The sequence below is a fragment of the Cytobacillus sp. FSL R5-0569 genome (assembly GCF_038007265.1).
Classification (GTDB): Bacteria; Bacillota; Bacilli; order Bacillales; family Cytobacillaceae; genus Cytobacillus; species Cytobacillus kochii.
In genome coordinates this window covers 2,849,833-2,866,787 of record NZ_JBBOWW010000001.1, presented here as the reverse complement: position 1 = coordinate 2,866,787, position 16,955 = coordinate 2,849,833, and the positions used below count along the sequence as shown (strand labels likewise).

The window sequence follows — 16,955 nt, the reverse complement described above, 5'->3', positions numbered from 1 at the left end:
GGTGATAACAATGCATAGCCATTGTACATGGTGTGATAGTAAGCATATTGAAGAGACAAAAGCCAGTGTGTTTTGGGAGCTCCCAGATGGCACGAGAGCAATAGAAATTACCCAAACACCATCTATTTTGTGCCAAGACTGTGATATGGAATATCAACCTGATGAACAAGTTAAAGAAATTGAAGATCAACTTTTTTTAATTGATACGAAAACAATAGATAAGGAGATTTCTTTTGCTGAATTGATGGCTAGACCACGATTGCTTAAGAGAAATTATTTTGATTTCTCTCATTTAGATTAACCTAATGCTTGATTTGTTATTAACTTTCCTTCATGATGTAGAAAAACGGATTAAAGGAAGTTGGTACGATGGCAAAATCTTTTTATCATTTTTTAATGACCTACCGCCATCCTGAACCAAAGGATGAAATAAGTATTTTTGCAAACGATGCTTACCTTGATCATAGTTTTCCTAAAATGTCTAAGAACTATCAAGAAATCAGTTCTTACCTTGAGTTAAACGGATCTTATTTAGCAACGATGACTGTCTTTGATGAAGCGTGGGAACTATATAATCATAAGGGATAAATGCTTAGTGTTACTCAATTTCTTCGCCTATGATTCTATTAATATGGTGTAGACTTACGTTTTATATAAGAGAGTAGGAAGTAAATTTAAAAGTACCTTATAGAGTAGATACGTAAAAGATCTACCTAAAGGTGCTTTTTATTTATAATTGACTTGGGTATGACCGCCGTGTTTTATACTCCCTAGCTAGTAACATAATATCTTTGATAGGATCAAGGACCATAATCTTCATATGAAGTGAATGACATGTTTATTTAATGAATTGCCTATAATAATGGAAATATAATATTAAGAATAAATTGACAATTACAAATAGTTTTAATAAAATGTTAGTTAATAAGCTAGGCATACGCCCAAATCTTCGTTAGGAGGGGTAATAGAAAAGAGATATATTTAGAAAAAGCTGTAGGAATAGCTTGGTGTTTATACGCCCGTTTGCCATACCTTAATCATAAGGGCGAATATATCAGTATTTTTTTAACTTGTTATATAACGTCTACATACATGTATAAATGTATGGGGGAGTTTGAAGTTTCTAAACCAAAAGAAGTTGGGAATTTAAACTAAGGGTGAAATGAGACTTATTAAAGAGCTTATCCCAATAGTTTTCCTGAAAAAAATTTTTTTAAGTTTATATATAACATCTATATACATGTATATATGTGAGGAGAGTTATGATGACTATTAATCGTGAAAGTTATATACCTTTATATAAACAAATTGCTCAAGACCTTCAAAGGAAGATTGAGAATAACATCTTTGAGCCAGGACAGAGATTACCTAGTGAACATGAATTAACAGAAGAATATGGGGTAAGCAGATTAACGGTTCGAAAATCAATAAAACTTTTATTGGAAGAAGACCTAATTATCATTCAACAAGGAAAAGGTATGTATGTTAAATTTCCAATCATTCAAACGGACATTATGAACGATGTATTAGACGTGCAAAACTTTAGAGGATTTTATGAAACTTTAACAGGTCAAGGTCTAAACGTGAAAATAAAGTTAGTCAAATACGGCGAAGAAGAGATACCAAAAAATATTGCCGAAGCACTAGAATGCTCGATGGATACTAAAATACGTACAATATACCGAATATTTTATTTGAAAGATATGCCGATCGCTTTTAACATTACCTATTTATCCCCTGAATTAGTTTTTACAGAAAAGATGATCGATGAAGTGGAGCACCAACCATTAAGTACATTGTTAAAAACAAGCCAAGATAATTCTCTGCTGGGTCTTGAGGAAATAAGATGTTCAATAGGGGTACGTCCTGTTTCGAAGGAAATAGCAAATAGGCTAAACGTCCCTAATAACCAGCCTCTAATGACATTAAGCCGAGTATTTTACTATAAAGATGCTTCTCCTCTTGTAGCAGGGCTCATGTATCTAAATACAGACTGTTATCAATTCACTATTAGAAGTAACAGTAAAGATAATAATGATAAGCCGACTTTAGAGATGTTATCAATTTACTGATAAAAAATAAATTTAAAATTAGGGGGGAATATTTTAATATGAAAAAAATGAAAGCGCGTTCATTCGTTGTTGTTTTGCTAGTTACATTAGTAATGCTAGTTTTATCCGCGTGTAATTCATCAGATGTTGCATCTTCGTCTGAAAAAGCAAAAGAAGAAAATGAAGGCTTACCAGAGAATTATCCTAATAAATCTATTGATGCACTTGTTGGTTTTGCTCCTGGTGGTGGTCAAGACCTAATTATGCGTACAACGGCACAAATTTTAAATGATGCAGAGATAATAAAACAATCTTTTGTCGTCACTAATAAAACAGGTGCTGGAGGTCGTATTGCAAGTGAAGAATTAGCGAGGCAAAATAGTGATCCTTACAAGTTAATAGTGATTCCTGAATATGGTCCAGGTTGGGACCCAAGACTTAGTTTAAAGTTTTCTGATTTCCAACCTATTGCTTCCCTGGCTACTAGTGAACTATTTATCTATGTCCATAAAGACTCCCCATATGAAACGATAGAGGAGTTGTTAAGTTCATTAAAATCGGAGAAAGATGTAACTATTGGTACACTCGGTCCAATTGATGGGGGTGAAGCCTTTAAATGGGATCTAATCAAACAAGGTGCAGGTATTGATAAATTAAACTTCGTTCCAATGGAAGGGGCTTCTGAAGGCTTGACGGCTGTACTCGGTGGCCAAATTGATACAACCTTAGGTGTACTTCCATTAATTAATGACTATATCAAAACAGGTGAAGTGCGAGTGTTAGCTGTCCTTTCAGAAGAACGTTCTAAAGATTTACCAGATGTCCCGACTTTAAAGGAATCGGGAGTGGAAGTTGCTTTCCATCGATATACAGGAATTTGGACAGGTGGGGACGTTTCAGCTAAGGTTGTTAATTATTGGGCAGAAAACCTAGAGGAAATGACAGAAACAGATACCTGGAAAACATTTTTAAAGAACCGTGGTTTGTCTCCTTATTATCTAAATACGGAAGAATATACAAAATTAATTGAAGAAGAAGGAATAGAGTTTAAAAAATATTTGGAAGATTTAGAAAAATAATTTTCTTGTAATTATTAAATTTCATTTCTCGAAAGGAGGTTTCGTATGTTCGTTGAGCGCTATTTTGGATTGTTTTTACTGTTTATTAGTATTGTTTTTCTCATCATGTCGTTTGGTTTACAAGTATATTCGACTAATCTGGGTGCGGTTGGAGCAGGCTTTTTTCCACGAATCATTTCCATATTATTATTCCTGCTTCTTTGCTTCCACCTTATGCAGATAATGAGATTAAAGAAAAAAGAGTCAGAAGAAGAAGTCGATAAAAAAATCCGATTTCAACAAGTTTTCATTATCCTCTTTCTTGCAGTGACGATTGGATTATCACACTTCATTGGCATGCTAGCAAGTATAGGGGTGTTTATGTTCACCATTTTAGCATTTGTGCAGAAAATACCTTGGTTTAAAGCGTTTACCTTTACCATTGTTGTTTTGATTTTGATGTATTTGATTTTTGAATTGTGGTTAGATAGTCCGCTACCATTGGGTATTTTTGGATGAAAAATAATTCATTTCTGGGGGTGAGATTTTGTTATCGGAATTACTAACTGGATTTACAACGATGCTTTCAAGTCCAGAAGCAATGCTCTGGTGTGTAATTGGTGTAACTTTAGGCACAATCATCGGTGCATTACCTGGCTTGGGTCCTATTACCGGCATGGCCCTTCTGTTACCTTTAACGTTTAAGATGGACCAGTTAAGTTCTTTAATTTTATTAATGAGTATTTATTTAGGATCGATGTATGGGGGACGGATTAGTTCAATCTTAATCAACGTACCTGGAGATGGTGGCGCCATTGTGACAACATTCGATGGTTACCCATTGGCGAGAAAAGGAAAAGCCGGGTATGCCTTAACATTAAGTGCGATTGCTTCATTTGTTGGGGGCGTTTTTGGGTTTGCGGGTATGGTATTTTTAACCACCATCCTTGCTAGATATGCACTCATGTTTGGACCCACGGAATATTTCTCACTCATCTTATTTACGTTGATTGTAGCTTGTGGGTTAACGCAGAAAAATCCATTAAAACCAATTATCGCTACATTGTTAGGTCTGTTACTATCAACTATCGGAACAGATATGGTTACAGGTGAGGAACGTTTAACTTTTGGCTTTGTGGAATTATGGGATGGAATGAATATCGCTGTCATCGGTATTGGGCTTTTTGGTATTTCAGAAGTACTGTTTAGGCTTGAAGAGAAAGTAACTACAAGAGGGATGAAGACAGATATAAAATTCTCCTCTTTATTTCCAAAAGTAAGTGAGGTTGTTAGTAACACGGGTTCGATGATAAGAGGATCAATTATCGGATTTATCGTAGGGGTTTTGCCAGGACCCGGTGGTCTTCTATCCACGTTTTTGTCTTATACTGTCGAGAAAAAGTTGTCGAAGAAACCTGAGGAATTTGGAAAAGGTGCCCCTGCTGGATTGAGTGGTCCAGAAGCTTCCAATAATGCGTCAGTAGGTGGTGCACTTATTCCTACATTTGCTTTAGGTATCCCTGGTTCCGCTTCTGCAGCCATATTGATGGGGGGACTCCTTATGGTTGGCTTACAGCCTGGGCCGCTTTTATTTGAAAATTCTTCAACCATCGTGTGGGCATCATTTGCAGGCTTTTTCATTGCAAATGTATTGCTGTTAATATTAAACGTTGCTTTTGTGCCTGCCTTTGCCTTTTTAATCCAAAAAATTGAACTGTTCCTAGTTCCATTTATTGCTGCATTTTGTTTTATTGGTGTTTATATGATTAATTATAGTTTTTTTGATATCTGGCTTATGATCATTTTTGGACTGCTAGGTTATTTTTTTAGAAAAACGAATTTCCCGTTAGCACCGTTCTTTTTTGCATTTATATTAGGACCAATGCTTGAGGATAATCTTAGGAAAGCAATCTTGACTGCCACAGGTGATTTAACCGTATTCTTTAAAAGCCCGATCTCACTATTTTTCCTAATAGCAACAGCTATCGTTCTAGTACTTCCACATATAAGGAAAAATAAAACAGAAAAAGATTCTTCCACTAAAAACATGTAAATAGGATAAGGAATCGTCATCGTTTGGTTTTATATAAGATGTATATAGATGTCTACACATAATCAGGAGGGAGTATATATGGTGATAACGAGTGAATCACAAGAATTACTTACTAAAATGCGTGACTTTATTTATAATGAGCTACTACCATATGAAAAAGCAATGAATATTAAGACGGAAGAGGTCATTCCGAACGAAGCTATTCAATGGGTGAGAAATAGAGCCATTGAATTAGGTTTTTATGGGATTACTCTACCACACGAATATGGTGGTCAAAATGTAAGTTTAAAAGAGTTATGTTTGCTAAAAGAAGAACTAGCTCGGTCAGGGTCTGCTCTATGGGGATTTGTTTTAGGTGAAAAAGGCGGTGTCCTTAGAATCGGGCAGATGCTTGAATCATTCACAAAAGAACAGATTGAGAAGTATGTTAATCCATTAATTAGAGGGGAAACGAGTTGCTGTTTCGCTCTAACCGAGCCAGGAGCAGGTTCAGATGCAAGAGCAATCCAAACGACTGCCGTAAAAGATGGAGATGGATACATTTTAAATGGTATCAAGCACTTTATTAGTGCAGCACCATATTCAGATTTTGCTATTGTAATCTGCAAAGAAGTCGTTGAAGAAAAATTTGTTGGCATAACGGCCTTTTTAGTTGATAAAAAAACAAATGAAAAACCGGGTTATGAATTAGGTGAGACACAAATTCCCATTTCAGGAGAACGTGGAACAGGGGAACTGATTTTTAATAATTGTCGAGTACCTTCTGAAAATATTCTTGGAGCATCAGGGAAAGGATTTTTACTTGGAATAAAAAGGATCAGTCAAAATCGAGCCATTTGGGGGGTTACATATATTGGGGTGGCTCAAAGAGCATTAGATTTATCGATTGAAAGAGCAAATGAACGAAAGCAGTTCGGACAGTCAATCGGTGAGTTTCAAGCTATTCAACATATGCTAGCGGATATGGCGACAGAGATTTATGCTGCAAGGTGTATGGTGTACGATGCTATCGACAGAATCGAGAGTGGGGAAGATAATCGAGCAACTGCCTCAATGGTAAAACTGTTTACATCTGAAGTGGCTGGACGTGTGTTGGACAAAGCCGTGCAAATCTTCGGCGGCCAGGGGCTTTTGAAGGGCCATCCAATTGAACAAATGTATCGTACGGTAAGAATGTTTAGAATTTTAACTGGTACTTCTGAAATTCAGAGAAATACAATTGCGAAAGAATTGTTACAGACAAAGTAAAAATAAAATAAAGGATAGGTGATTCTGATGAGTATAGAGACTATTCAAGGTTATATGAATAAAGCATTAAAACGATTTGAAGAGCATCCTGCAGTAACATTCATGTCAACAAATGAAACCTTAACCTACCGTGAATTACGGAAAGAAATAGACAAAATTGCCAGTTTTTTAGTTCATTTAGGTGTAAAAAAAGGGTCGCACGTTGCTTATCTCATTCCAAATAGTATAGAATTCGTTCTATTTAGCCAAGCTGTTGCTCGCTGCGGTGCAACTTCAATTCCAATGGGGGTTAAGTTAGGCGTTCGTGAGGTTGACTTTATTTTAAATGATTCTGATACGGACTTTGTCATTATGGCAACGGAAATGCATATGAAAACAGTATTGAAATATGTCAATGATAAAAAAGAGCAGCAACAATCCGTAAAAGTAATAGGATTGGCGGGTTTTAATCTACAATACCCTGAAGAATTTACTACGGTAAGCAGACAAGAGATTCAAAAGGTCGAAAATGTGTCGTCATTCCCAGACATGTTACCGGAGGATATTTCTATGATTTCCTATACCGGGGGGACAACAGGCAGACCAAAAGGTGTTATGCACTCTCAAGGAGGGAAAGCAGCTGCACTTATTGCGAGCTTCATAGAGTTTCCAATGGATGATCGCGATAAAGTGTTATTGACGACCCCGCTTCAGCATTCAGCTGGAAGTTTAATGCTACGGGCTTTAGCTGGTGGAGCGCATATTTATATTGATACTTTTAAGCCGGACACATTTTTAAAGACGGTACAAGACAAAAAGATTACAGTCACATTCACGGTGCCAACTATCATTTACAGAATCATCGACAAAGTGAAAAAGGTGAAATTCGATGTTAGTTCTTTACGAAGCATTCACTACGGTTCTTCGCCAATTTCTTCCGAAAGATTAAAAGAAGCGATGGAGCTGTTTGGACCGGTATTTGTTCAGCAATATGGAGCAACTGAAGCGAACGTTCTTATCACAAGGATGCACAAATTCGATCACTTACGAGCATTAGAGACAGGGGCTAAGTTTCTCCAGAGTTGTGGAAAACCTTGTTTAATGACCGAGATTCGAATAATAGACGAGGAAGGTCAAGATGTTAAAGCATACGAAAAAGGAGAAGTGATTTTAAAATCTCCGTACTTAATGGAAGGCTATTATAAAAGGCCCGATTTAACATTAGAAGCAATCAAAGATGGCTGGTTTCATACAGGAGATATTGGACAATTCGATGAAGAAGGTTTTTTGTATATCGTTGATAGAAAGAAAGATATGATCATCTCAGGTGGAATGAACGTCTATTCTGTTGAAGTTGAAAAAGTTGTTAATCAACATCCTGCAGTTGTTATGAGTGCATGTATTGGCGTACCTGACCCAGATTGGGGCGAACTAGTAACAGTTTTTGTTGTTTTACGCGATGGGGAGAAGTGTTCCGAAGAAGAAATTATTGAGTTCTGTAAAGCAAGGACCTCTAGTTATATGGTTCCTAAAAGTATCTATTTTAATGAAAATTTACCATTAACTCAAATAGGAAAAATTGATAAAAAGGAATTGAAAAAGGACTTCTGGAAAGATAAAGAAAGACAAATAAATTAAAAAGTATGAGAAATCATATCTCATCCCTTAATCTAGGAGGTATATTAAATGTCAGGTACTGTTCAGACAAGTCATTTATCCAAGCTCCCAAAGAATGCTACTCCTGTAACAAAAAAAGCCAACAAGGATTTCTTTGAATCTCTAGATTTTGAAAACAAGCAAGATTATGAAGATGCAGATAGGGGTCTAATTGCTCCGTGTGAAAATAGGATAGAAAATTTAAATATCCAAAATCAGCCATCTCCTGATACTGTAAATCCAAGCTTGTGGAGAAATGTACAATTACAGGCAAAATCAGGTCTTTATAAAGTCGTTGAAGGTGTGTATCAAGTTCGCGGACTTTCGTTAGCTACAGTGATTTTTGTTGAAGGGAAAAGCGGAGTCATTGTCATTGATACTTCATCTAGTAACTCTGCTGCAGATGCGGCCATTGAATTATATTTTAGTCATCGACCTAAAAGGCCAGTTACTGCAATTATCATCAGCCAAAGCCATGCTGACCATTTTGGGGGTACACATTCAATTCTTCAATATGCTGAAACATCTACAATTCCAATTATTGTCCCTGAACATTTTACACAAGAGATGTTCAGTGAAAATGTCCTATTAGGTCCAATAATGTCTAGGCGTGCATCCTATCAGTTTGGTATAGGGTTACCAGTGGGAGAACAAGGGTTTTTATCCGCAGGCATCGGAACTGTTTTCCACTCAGGTAATGGTTTTGAAATGCCCAATAGAGAAATAAAAGAGGAGATTGAGCAATTAACTATAGATGGTATCAACTTCGAATTCCTGTTAACACCAAATACGGAAGCACCTGCAGAAATGCACTTTTATATTCAGGATTACAAAGTATTATTTGTATCAGAAAATGTTAATAAAACAATGCATCAAATTTATACGATTAGAGGGGCAAAAACTCGCGATACGCTAGAATGGGTGAAGGCAATCGATAAAACCATCGAACTTTCTATAAGTAAAGAGATTGATGCATTAGTCATGGCGCATGCCTGGCCAGTATGGGGAAAAGAGCAAGCTTTTGAACATTTAGTGTTACAACGTGACCTTTACAAATATATCCATGATCAAACCATTCGCCTAGCCAATCACGGGTATACAATGGAAGAAATAGCAGAAGAGCTCAAGCTTCCTGAGACGTTGGACCAATATTGGGGTAATCGAGGATACTATGGTACTTTAAAGCATAATTCTAAAGGGATTTATAATTTCTATCTAGGATATTATAGTGGCCATCCTTCTGATTTGGAGCCACTTCCGCAAGTTGAATCAGGTCAAAAATATGTCAGTTACATGGGTGGCTCTGCTCATGTGGTCAAACAAGCGAAAGCTGATTTTGAAAACGGGCAATATCGTTGGGTTGCTCAAGTATTAAAACATGTAGTGATGGCAGAACCGGATAATAAGGAAGCAAAAGAGTTATTAGCAGACACTTTTGAACAATTAGGATATCAGGCCGAATCAGCTAATTGGCGTAACTCTTATCTTATCGGTGCGTCAGAACTAAGAAATGGGACTAGGAAGAAGGGAGCAATAGCAAAAGGTCATTCGGGCATGATGCTTAAAATGCCGTTTGATGAATTCTTTAAATTACTTTCTGTAAGATTAAATGGTCCGAAAGCAGCAGATAAAAAAATAATCATGAATGTTTCTCTATCAGATGTAGAGGAGAAATACACCATTTATCTCGAAAATTGTGTATTAAATAAGAGAAATAAACTAGATGATAATCCAGATCTTTCCTTCATTAGTAATAAGGCAACATTTTATGCGATAGTAAGTGGAATCCTTGACCCAAGGGAAGCCGTTACTTCAAACAAACTAGAATTATTTGGAGACCAAACAAAATTGGATGAATTTTTAAACCTACTCGATCATTTTGATCAGTTTGTAAATATTGTAACTCCTTAATGGATAGGGCAGAAATGCCCTATTTCTTATCTTAGGCAGTACCAAGGTATCTCTCTAATCTCATTTATAGAAAGCAAAAAGGATAGGTTGATATGTTAGATAAAAAATATAATCCTTTCATTTCGATTAGATCATACAAATTACAAACACTAAAAAAAGATTTCATTTCAGCAATGACTCTTTTTGTCATGCTTGTCCCCCAAGGAATGGCCTATGCGATGTTAGCGGGCCTCCCATTAATAATGGGTCTATATGCATCAACCTTACCATTAATCATATATGCAATATTTGCTTCTTCTAGGCATTTATCCGTTGGACCAACTGCGATAACCTCATTACTGGTTTTTTCAGGCGTATCTTTACTTGAAAAACCGGGCACCTATGAATATATCACTCTTGTAATCTTTTTAGCTTTGATGGTTGGGGTTTTTCAGCTTCTCTTAGCTGTGTTGAAAATGGGGAGGATTGTTAACTATATTTCTCCGTCGGTTTTGGGAGGCTACACCTCTGCCGCTGCCATTATTATTGGATTAAGTCAATTAAAGCATTTATTGGGAATAACATTAGGAACTTACCTACAAATACACTTAATATTTATAGATTTAGTCAATGGGATTCCGAAGATACATTTTTTAACACTTTTGATTGGGGGATGCAGCATAGTATTTTTACTTGTACTAAAAAAAATAAATGCTAGAATTCCGAGTGCGTTACTATTGATTGTTTTTTCTATTATAAGTGTCTATGCCTTTGATTTACATGAACGAGGTGTTCAAATTGTGAGAGGCGTACCAAGTGGCTTGCCGATTCCGGTTTTTCCAACAATCACGCTAGATGCAGTTAGGCAATTAATCCTTCCTGCACTTACCATTGCGCTATTAGGGTTTATGGAGTCACTTTCTATAGGAAAAACAATTGCAGAAAAAGAAGGTTATAAAATAAATCCTAATCGAGAGCTAACCGCTTTAGGATTTGCCAATTTTTTAGGGTCCTTTTTTCAAATATTACCAATTAATGGTAGTTTTTCAAGGAGTGCAGTAAACTATCAAAGTGGTGGAGTTACACAAATGGTATCCATATTTACAAGCGTACTTGTTATAATTGCCCTCCAATTTTTTACTACTTATTTTTATTATCTGCCTAATGCAGTATTAGCTGCAGTTATCATCGTAGCGGTCTATAAACTAATAGATTTCAAGCAAATAAGGAAATGGTTTAATATAAAGGCAATTGATGGTTGGAGCTGGTTAGTTACTTTTACTGCGACATTAGTTATTGGCATTCAATGGGGAATAGTTATTGGGGTTGTTTTTAATTTCAGCCTTTTATTAATTAAGATATCTAGACCTAGGGTCATAGAAATGGGATATTTAGAAAAGGAGAAAGTATTTCGAGATATAAAACGATTTCCAAATGCAAAAACGCGAGATGATTTGATTATTGCACGAATAGACTCTTCTATACATTTTTCAAATATTTCATATTTAGAGCATAAATTAAATGAGCTTATATTGATAAAACCTAATGCTAAATTAGTCATTGTTGATTTTTCAGGAGTAAATGATATAGATGCACACTCTTTTAAATCCTTAGAAGAAATGATAGAACAATTAAAACATGAAAAGGGGATTTCTATATACTTTGTCGGTATGAAAGGACCCATCAGAGATACGGCAGCAAAAGCAGGATGGACAAAGAAGTTTGCAAAAGAGCTTAGCTATATCTCTATATTACAATTACTTGAAGATAAACAAATAAAGTTTTATGCTCAACGGGAAAGTGGTGATTCTTTTCTATATATGAGGTGAAAGACTGTTCATCACTTGTGAAGAGAGTAAATAGTTATGAAGGCTTTAATCAAAACAGTATAATCTTCTTTTGTTTCCCTAGACGATGAGAAAACAAAAGATAAGAAAAATATAAATGATGATAAGCTTATAAACTTGAAGTAGATAACAAATAGGTAGTAGTGCAATTCAAAATAGATAAAGAATAAAAAAGCTGAGTGAGGTAAAATCTTATTCAGTTTTTTTGCGTAAATAAACATATGATGAAGATGGCCCTAAAAAAATTTGGACGGCCCTGTATACGAGCGAAAATGCTTTTTCATGCATATACTATCTTAATTAAAAGTCACGACTATATTGGAAAGGATGAGGGCAATGGTTAATCGTAAAAAACCGAAATATGAAGTTGGTGATACAGTCGTGATTACAATTTATGGAACGGTAGGGAAAGTAACAGATGTAAAATGGCTTGATGGTATGTATGTTTATGAAGTGAATAAAAGTGATGGTCTCTATTTGGAGTCAAGTTTACAGCCTCTTTCAGAGTTTGAAGGAGATGTAAGTGATAAGGAGCATGTAGATATTGAGTACCAATACTTTTTTGGGGACCTTGTCCAAGTGAAAGGATATGGTACTGAGATTTTTAAAGTAGTCGGCTTCCGTACCGAGATTTGGCGTTATAAAGAAGATGCATGGGAAGACGTCATTTATGAGTTATCTCGAATATCTGACGGAGAGTGGCTTGAGGCTGGTGAAGAGGAACTTTCCTTATTATCTGATGCCGAACAGGCTGACGAATTTATAGAAAAATTAGGGATGTTGTTTCTTATTAACAAACAAGCATTGAACGAAATAAAGAATTCTGAGGATGTTTGTTATCAAGATGTTGATTCAAATCTAATGGATCGTACTAACGAAGAGAAACAAATCATAGATGGTTTGCTAGACATATATAATGACTATTCTTTTTTGTACAACTTTTTTCAAGATGAAGAATATAAAAAAGCAATGAAAATCATCTTGAAAAAGCTAGAAACCATCACAACAAAAGTAAAAAAAGTTAATCTTACAAAAGATGAAACAGTTGAATAATTGCCACTGACATGACAGGAATGCCTACTAGTAAAACAGCGATGAATAAAAAATGTAATAATCGATCAAATAGTTGTAGACATTTTCCTTCTTCATTATTTATATCTTCTACAAAACGATCGCAGACTGCTGTGAATTTTTCCATCTAATCAACCTTTCAAAACTAGTGATAGAAAATATTTATGTACTTTTACTAGATTTAATGACAAAAGAATAAAAAAATATTTTTCTATTGAAATGTTGCATGTTTCATTAATGTGTCACATACAATTTGTACAAAGGGGGAGTCGCATATGAAGGAAATTGAAGTTTTTATTGATACTGAAGAAATTGCTGAATTTTTCTTTCATGAGTTGACTAAAAGAGGGTTCGTTCCTGTAGAGCAAGAAGTAGATGAATTAGCTGATATTACATTTGAATACTTAATCAAAAAGTGTATTATCGATGAAGATGTAAGTTTTGATTCGGAAGAGTAAGAAACAAGATAAACAAAAACCCAACCAACTATTCATGTTCCTTTATGGAGCTATAGTTGATTGGGTTTTTATATTTATACAAAGAATCTTTCTAATAGTTTATGACCTTCTATAAATGATTGTAGAAATGCATAATATCTATTCTCTTCTCTCCGCTCCAAGCTATTCGAAATAATTCCATCTACACCTAATAATTGCATTTGCTTGAACTGTGATGGGGTAGCTATCGTCCAGGCATAGATCGTATATCCATAATGTTGTGCTTGTTGAATGAATGAATGTGTTAAATTCGTATAATGAATCGATAAAAAACTAATTTCTGTCTTATACGTATACATTTGAATAAGATTAATAGGCGCGGTTAAGACAAGGCCAATGGGAAAGTCAGGAGCGCGTTGTGTAAATTGCTGTAATGTATCAATATGAAAGGATTGGATTTGTAACATTTTTTCAGGGACACCAGCATTTACAGTTTGTTTTAGCAGAGTTGCCAATTGATCTACAATTTCTGGAGTTTCTGTGCCAGGTTTTATTTCTATTAACAGAACGATTTTTCCAGCAAACTCATCTAACACTTCTTGTAATAATGGAATTTTCTCTTCAGAAAAACGTTGACTGTACCAACCGCCCGCATTGAGTTTTTGTAACTCTGATACTGACATATTTCTCACTAAACCTTCACCATTTGTGGTCCGGTTAACAGATGAATCATGTATGACGACAATTTTTTTATCTTTACTTAAATGGATATCTAATTCGATAACATCAAAACCATTGTTTAGCGCAGAATGAAAGGCGGCCATTGTATTTTCAGGTGCTGAAGCAACGTCTCCACGATGTGCAATTTTTGTATAGTTTTTGTATGGGAATAGCCAATGTAATGAGCTGCATATGATGGAAATACAAACAAACAACAAAAAGAATTTATGGAAGTGAATCTTCTCTCGTTTCAAATTATCCCTCCCTTTTGTACCACCATTATGTTTAATACTAGTTTATGAAAGAAAAATAAAATTGTAAGCGTTTTCATAATAAAATTTCTCTTTAATCGACAAAAATAGGCGAATTTCTTTGAAGGAAATAAACGTAGAAAAAGCTAATATATTGTTTAAAATAATCATTTATTGGAGGGGTATATATGATCAAGACTTTTGTAAAACCAAGAACAAAAGAATATGATGTTACCATTTTTCAAACTCCAAAATATAGAGAGACTCGGGGCTATCGAGAAGTTTATCGAACACTTATTGAAGGTGCAAATCATGAAGAATGTTTATCAACTGTATTTAAGCAATTTAATGTCCTTGATCGCATGCCGTTTGATTTCCAAGGGAGGTTTTTATCAACGGGGGATATTTTATATATTGATGAAGGGAGAAGAGGGCAATATTATTATCAATTAAAGTCGGGTGGTTGGGCCTTAGTGAACCGAATAATGGTTAGGTAATAAAATGTTTGTTCATATTTATCTATATGAATGGTATGTAGTGAAAAACTTAGCTTCCCCTTTTCATTTCCATCATCACTCATCCTATGCTATATTTTAGATAATGAACGATTAATAGATGGAGGAATATGATGAGTGTACATATTGGAGCAAAAGAACATGAAATTGCAGAAACAGTTTTACTACCAGGTGATCCATTAAGGGCAAAATATATTGCAGAAAACTTTTTAGAAGATGTAAAGTGCTATAATGAAGTCCGCAATATGTTTGGTTATACAGGCACTTATAAAGGCAAAAGAATATCTGTTCAAGGTACTGGAATGGGCGTTCCTTCCCTTTCTATTTATGTGAACGAACTGATTAATAGTTATAATGTGAAAAACTTGATCCGTGTTGGTACATGCGGAGCCATCCAAAAAGATGTAAAAGTAAGAGATGTGATCCTTGCGATGACTGCTTCCACGGACTCACAAATGAATCGTTTAACTTTTGGTGGAGTTGATTATGCACCTGCAGCTGATTTCGATCTATTGCGCAAAGCTTATGATAGTGGGGTAAGTAAAGGGTTGGAATTGAAGGTTGGGAATGTTTTTACAGCTGATATGTTCTACAATGATAATGCTGAACATGAAAAATGGGCACAGTACCAAATTCTTGCTATCGAAATGGAAACAGCAGCACTTTATACGTTAGCAGCTAAGCATGCAAGAAAAGCTCTTTCTGTCCTTACAGTGAGTGATCATATTATTACTGGTGAAGAAACTACATCCGAAGAAAGACAAACGACTTTTAACGAAATGATTGAAGTAGCATTAGAAGCAGCAATTTCATAAATCGTACATGTTAGCGAGTGATTATTTTTTCATAGTCACTCGCTTTTCTTTTGCCTTAAGGTAAAAGTTAAAGCAGATGTACATCCGTATGAAGGGAAGTATTTTATGAAGACATCTTTTCTAAGAATTGTTATTTCCCTCGTTTCTCTAGTGGTTCTGTAGCTACTTAAAGTGGTCCTCTTCTCATTTGTTATTGGTAGAACCACTAATAGTAAGGTTCATAGACTATGCCTTTCTCTTCTTTCGCAATTTATTATATAAAGTGTTATGATAGACGTTGACATAAAGAAAGAGAATAGGGGAAAAGTAATGAAGAAAGTACTTGCAGGAACAGTTACAGTTGCTCTTTTTCTTGGAGGCTGCAGTCAATTAGATCCTTATTTAGAAAAAATACCTTTTCTATCTAATTCGGAACCAACTTCAGTAGATGAGCCTGTAGAAAAAGAAGAGGACAATCAGCAAGAAACAGAAAACAATCCAACTGAACAACCTCCCGAACAAGATGAACAAAATGAAGATGACCTAACATTAGCTTCTCAATTTTTTAATCAAATTGAAGATGTGGATGGAAAACCAACAATAGCAAACCCAACAAACTTGATGGTAATGGTGAATAAAGACTTTGCTTTACCGGCAGATTATGCTCCTGAAGACCTTGTTCGTGCAGATGTTGAATATTCTTTCGGAGATCAAGATATTGAGAAAAGTTACCTTAGAAAAGAAGCCGCAGATGCATTAGAAGAATTATTCTCTGCAGCTAAAAAAGAAAATATAGCGTTATTTGCTGTTTCTGGGTATCGTTCATATGATCGGCAGGAAGCAGTTTTCCAAGCAGAGGTAAATAGCGTAGGTGAGGAAAAAGCTTCAGAAGCAGTGGCTCTACCTGGAAGTAGTGAACATCAAACAGGATTAGCGATGGATATTTCAAGTCCTTCAGTCGATTACACGTTAACACAAGATTACGAAGATACAAAAGAAGGTAAATGGCTAAAAGAGAATGCACATAAGTACGGATTTATTTTACGTTATCCAAAAGGAAAAGAAGAAATAACAGGATACAAATTTGAACCTTGGCATTTTCGCTATGTTGGAAAAGAAGCAGCGAAGGTCATTTTTGAGAAAGATCTAACATTAGAAGAATACTTTGAGTCGGTAAAAGAAATTTAAGTACGCTTCTTCATAAAAATGTACCAAAAAGCGATTAATGGAATAATAGGGAAAAGAAAAAAGTATTGAAAAAAATGATCAATACGAAATAAATAACAACTCAATGGCAGGAATAAAACGAAACTTAATAATGCTTGACCATAAGAATGATTAAATATTCCTGAGATAAGAAAGATAATAGATAAAGCAAAACAGCA

17 protein-coding genes are annotated in these 16,955 nt (G+C 35.3%); 15 read left to right on the top strand and 2 right to left on the bottom strand.

Annotation, left to right across the window (positions count from 1 at the left end):
- Positions 1–10 precede the first annotated feature (10 nt).
- From MKX78_RS14515 to MKX78_RS14465, 11 genes are all read left to right on the top strand, one after another.
- Positions 11–301: a YokU family protein gene (locus tag MKX78_RS14515; RefSeq protein ID WP_095372885.1), complete on the top strand. Its 291-nt coding sequence runs from the start codon at positions 11–13 to the stop codon at positions 299–301.
- Between the two features lie 68 nt (positions 302–369).
- Positions 370–588, top strand: a complete 219-nt coding sequence (locus MKX78_RS14510; protein ID WP_095372886.1) for a YozE family protein — start codon at positions 370–372, stop codon at positions 586–588.
- Positions 589–1,265: 677 nt separating this feature from the next.
- Positions 1,266–2,072, top strand: a complete 807-nt coding sequence (locus tag MKX78_RS14505) for a GntR family transcriptional regulator (RefSeq protein ID WP_180316956.1) — start codon at positions 1,266–1,268, stop codon at positions 2,070–2,072.
- 38 nt (positions 2,073–2,110) lie between these two features.
- Positions 2,111–3,130, top strand: a complete 1,020-nt coding sequence (locus MKX78_RS14500) for a tripartite tricarboxylate transporter substrate binding protein (RefSeq protein WP_307313259.1) — start codon at positions 2,111–2,113, stop codon at positions 3,128–3,130.
- Positions 3,131–3,175: 45 nt separating this feature from the next.
- Positions 3,176–3,628, top strand: coding sequence for a tripartite tricarboxylate transporter TctB family protein (locus MKX78_RS14495; RefSeq protein WP_307313261.1), 453 nt, complete (start codon positions 3,176–3,178; stop codon positions 3,626–3,628).
- A gap of 28 nt (positions 3,629–3,656) precedes the next feature.
- A complete protein-coding gene (locus MKX78_RS14490; RefSeq protein WP_095372890.1) occupies positions 3,657–5,162 on the top strand; it encodes a tripartite tricarboxylate transporter permease in 1,506 nt (501 codons plus the stop codon).
- Between the two features lie 78 nt (positions 5,163–5,240).
- On the top strand, positions 5,241–6,410 hold the full coding sequence (locus tag MKX78_RS14485; RefSeq protein ID WP_322909521.1) for an acyl-CoA dehydrogenase family protein: 1,170 nt from the start codon (positions 5,241–5,243) through the stop codon (positions 6,408–6,410).
- 27 nt (positions 6,411–6,437) lie between these two features.
- Positions 6,438–8,027 (top strand): class I adenylate-forming enzyme family protein, encoded by a 1,590-nt coding sequence (locus MKX78_RS14480; RefSeq protein ID WP_341051462.1) that lies wholly within the window; start codon positions 6,438–6,440, stop codon positions 8,025–8,027.
- A 48-nt stretch (positions 8,028–8,075) separates the two neighbouring features.
- Entirely contained in the window at positions 8,076–9,956 is a 1,881-nt protein-coding gene (locus MKX78_RS14475; RefSeq protein ID WP_341051460.1) for an alkyl/aryl-sulfatase, read from the top strand.
- A 92-nt stretch (positions 9,957–10,048) separates the two neighbouring features.
- Positions 10,049–11,764 (top strand): SulP family inorganic anion transporter, encoded by a 1,716-nt coding sequence (locus MKX78_RS14470; RefSeq protein ID WP_341051458.1) that lies wholly within the window; start codon positions 10,049–10,051, stop codon positions 11,762–11,764.
- Between the two features lie 354 nt (positions 11,765–12,118).
- Positions 12,119–12,835, top strand: a complete 717-nt coding sequence (locus MKX78_RS14465; protein WP_341051456.1) for a hypothetical protein — start codon at positions 12,119–12,121, stop codon at positions 12,833–12,835.
- Here MKX78_RS14465 and MKX78_RS14460 read toward each other — a convergent pair.
- On the bottom strand, positions 12,810–12,980 hold the full coding sequence (locus tag MKX78_RS14460; protein WP_157733954.1) for a hypothetical protein: 171 nt from the start codon (positions 12,978–12,980) through the stop codon (positions 12,810–12,812). The genes MKX78_RS14465 and MKX78_RS14460 overlap by 26 nt on opposite strands.
- Positions 12,981–13,128: 148 nt before the next feature.
- Here MKX78_RS14460 and MKX78_RS14455 point away from each other — a divergent pair, with 148 nt between their 5' ends.
- Positions 13,129–13,311 (top strand): YozD family protein, encoded by a 183-nt coding sequence (locus MKX78_RS14455; protein WP_095372896.1) that lies wholly within the window; start codon positions 13,129–13,131, stop codon positions 13,309–13,311.
- A 74-nt stretch (positions 13,312–13,385) separates the two neighbouring features.
- On the opposite strand, the gene MKX78_RS14450 is transcribed toward MKX78_RS14455, so the two are convergent.
- Positions 13,386–14,264 (bottom strand): glycerophosphodiester phosphodiesterase, encoded by an 879-nt coding sequence (locus MKX78_RS14450; protein WP_341051454.1) that lies wholly within the window; start codon positions 14,262–14,264, stop codon positions 13,386–13,388.
- A gap of 185 nt (positions 14,265–14,449) precedes the next feature.
- Here MKX78_RS14450 and MKX78_RS14445 point away from each other — a divergent pair, with 185 nt between their 5' ends.
- The 3 genes from MKX78_RS14445 to MKX78_RS14435 all read left to right on the top strand — a co-directional run bounded on the left by MKX78_RS14445 (position 14,450) and on the right by MKX78_RS14435 (position 16,758).
- Positions 14,450–14,758 (top strand): YodL domain-containing protein, encoded by a 309-nt coding sequence (locus MKX78_RS14445; protein ID WP_095372898.1) that lies wholly within the window; start codon positions 14,450–14,452, stop codon positions 14,756–14,758.
- A 131-nt stretch (positions 14,759–14,889) separates the two neighbouring features.
- Positions 14,890–15,591 (top strand): purine-nucleoside phosphorylase, encoded by a 702-nt coding sequence (gene deoD, locus MKX78_RS14440; protein ID WP_095372899.1) that lies wholly within the window; start codon positions 14,890–14,892, stop codon positions 15,589–15,591.
- A 309-nt stretch (positions 15,592–15,900) separates the two neighbouring features.
- Positions 15,901–16,758: a M15 family metallopeptidase gene (locus MKX78_RS14435; RefSeq protein WP_224937565.1), complete on the top strand. Its 858-nt coding sequence runs from the start codon at positions 15,901–15,903 to the stop codon at positions 16,756–16,758.
- Positions 16,759–16,955: the final 197 nt, after the last annotated feature.

Excerpts from the sequence above, each read along its gene's own strand:
- MKX78_RS14470 (WP_341051458.1), top strand. The coding sequence starts at position 10,049 with ATGTTAGATAAAAAATATAATCCTTTCATTTCGATTAGATCATACAAA.
- MKX78_RS14480 (WP_341051462.1), top strand. The coding sequence starts at position 6,438 with ATGAGTATAGAGACTATTCAAGGTTATATGAATAAAGCATTAAAACGA.
- MKX78_RS14485 (WP_322909521.1), top strand. The coding sequence starts at position 5,241 with ATGGTGATAACGAGTGAATCACAAGAATTACTTACTAAAATGCGTGAC.
- MKX78_RS14445 (WP_095372898.1), top strand. The coding sequence starts at position 14,450 with ATGATCAAGACTTTTGTAAAACCAAGAACAAAAGAATATGATGTTACC.
- deoD (WP_095372899.1), top strand. The coding sequence starts at position 14,890 with ATGAGTGTACATATTGGAGCAAAAGAACATGAAATTGCAGAAACAGTT.
- MKX78_RS14510 (WP_095372886.1), top strand. The coding sequence starts at position 370 with ATGGCAAAATCTTTTTATCATTTTTTAATGACCTACCGCCATCCTGAA.
- MKX78_RS14455 (WP_095372896.1), top strand. The coding sequence starts at position 13,129 with ATGAAGGAAATTGAAGTTTTTATTGATACTGAAGAAATTGCTGAATTT.
- MKX78_RS14465 (WP_341051456.1), top strand. The coding sequence starts at position 12,119 with ATGGTTAATCGTAAAAAACCGAAATATGAAGTTGGTGATACAGTCGTG.
- MKX78_RS14495 (WP_307313261.1), top strand. The coding sequence starts at position 3,176 with ATGTTCGTTGAGCGCTATTTTGGATTGTTTTTACTGTTTATTAGTATT.
- MKX78_RS14515 (WP_095372885.1), top strand. The coding sequence starts at position 11 with ATGCATAGCCATTGTACATGGTGTGATAGTAAGCATATTGAAGAGACA.
- MKX78_RS14460 (WP_157733954.1), bottom strand. The coding sequence starts at position 12,980 with ATGGAAAAATTCACAGCAGTCTGCGATCGTTTTGTAGAAGATATAAAT.
- MKX78_RS14500 (WP_307313259.1), top strand. The coding sequence starts at position 2,111 with ATGAAAAAAATGAAAGCGCGTTCATTCGTTGTTGTTTTGCTAGTTACA.
- MKX78_RS14505 (WP_180316956.1), top strand. The coding sequence starts at position 1,266 with ATGACTATTAATCGTGAAAGTTATATACCTTTATATAAACAAATTGCT.
- MKX78_RS14435 (WP_224937565.1), top strand. The coding sequence starts at position 15,901 with ATGAAGAAAGTACTTGCAGGAACAGTTACAGTTGCTCTTTTTCTTGGA.
- MKX78_RS14475 (WP_341051460.1), top strand. The coding sequence starts at position 8,076 with ATGTCAGGTACTGTTCAGACAAGTCATTTATCCAAGCTCCCAAAGAAT.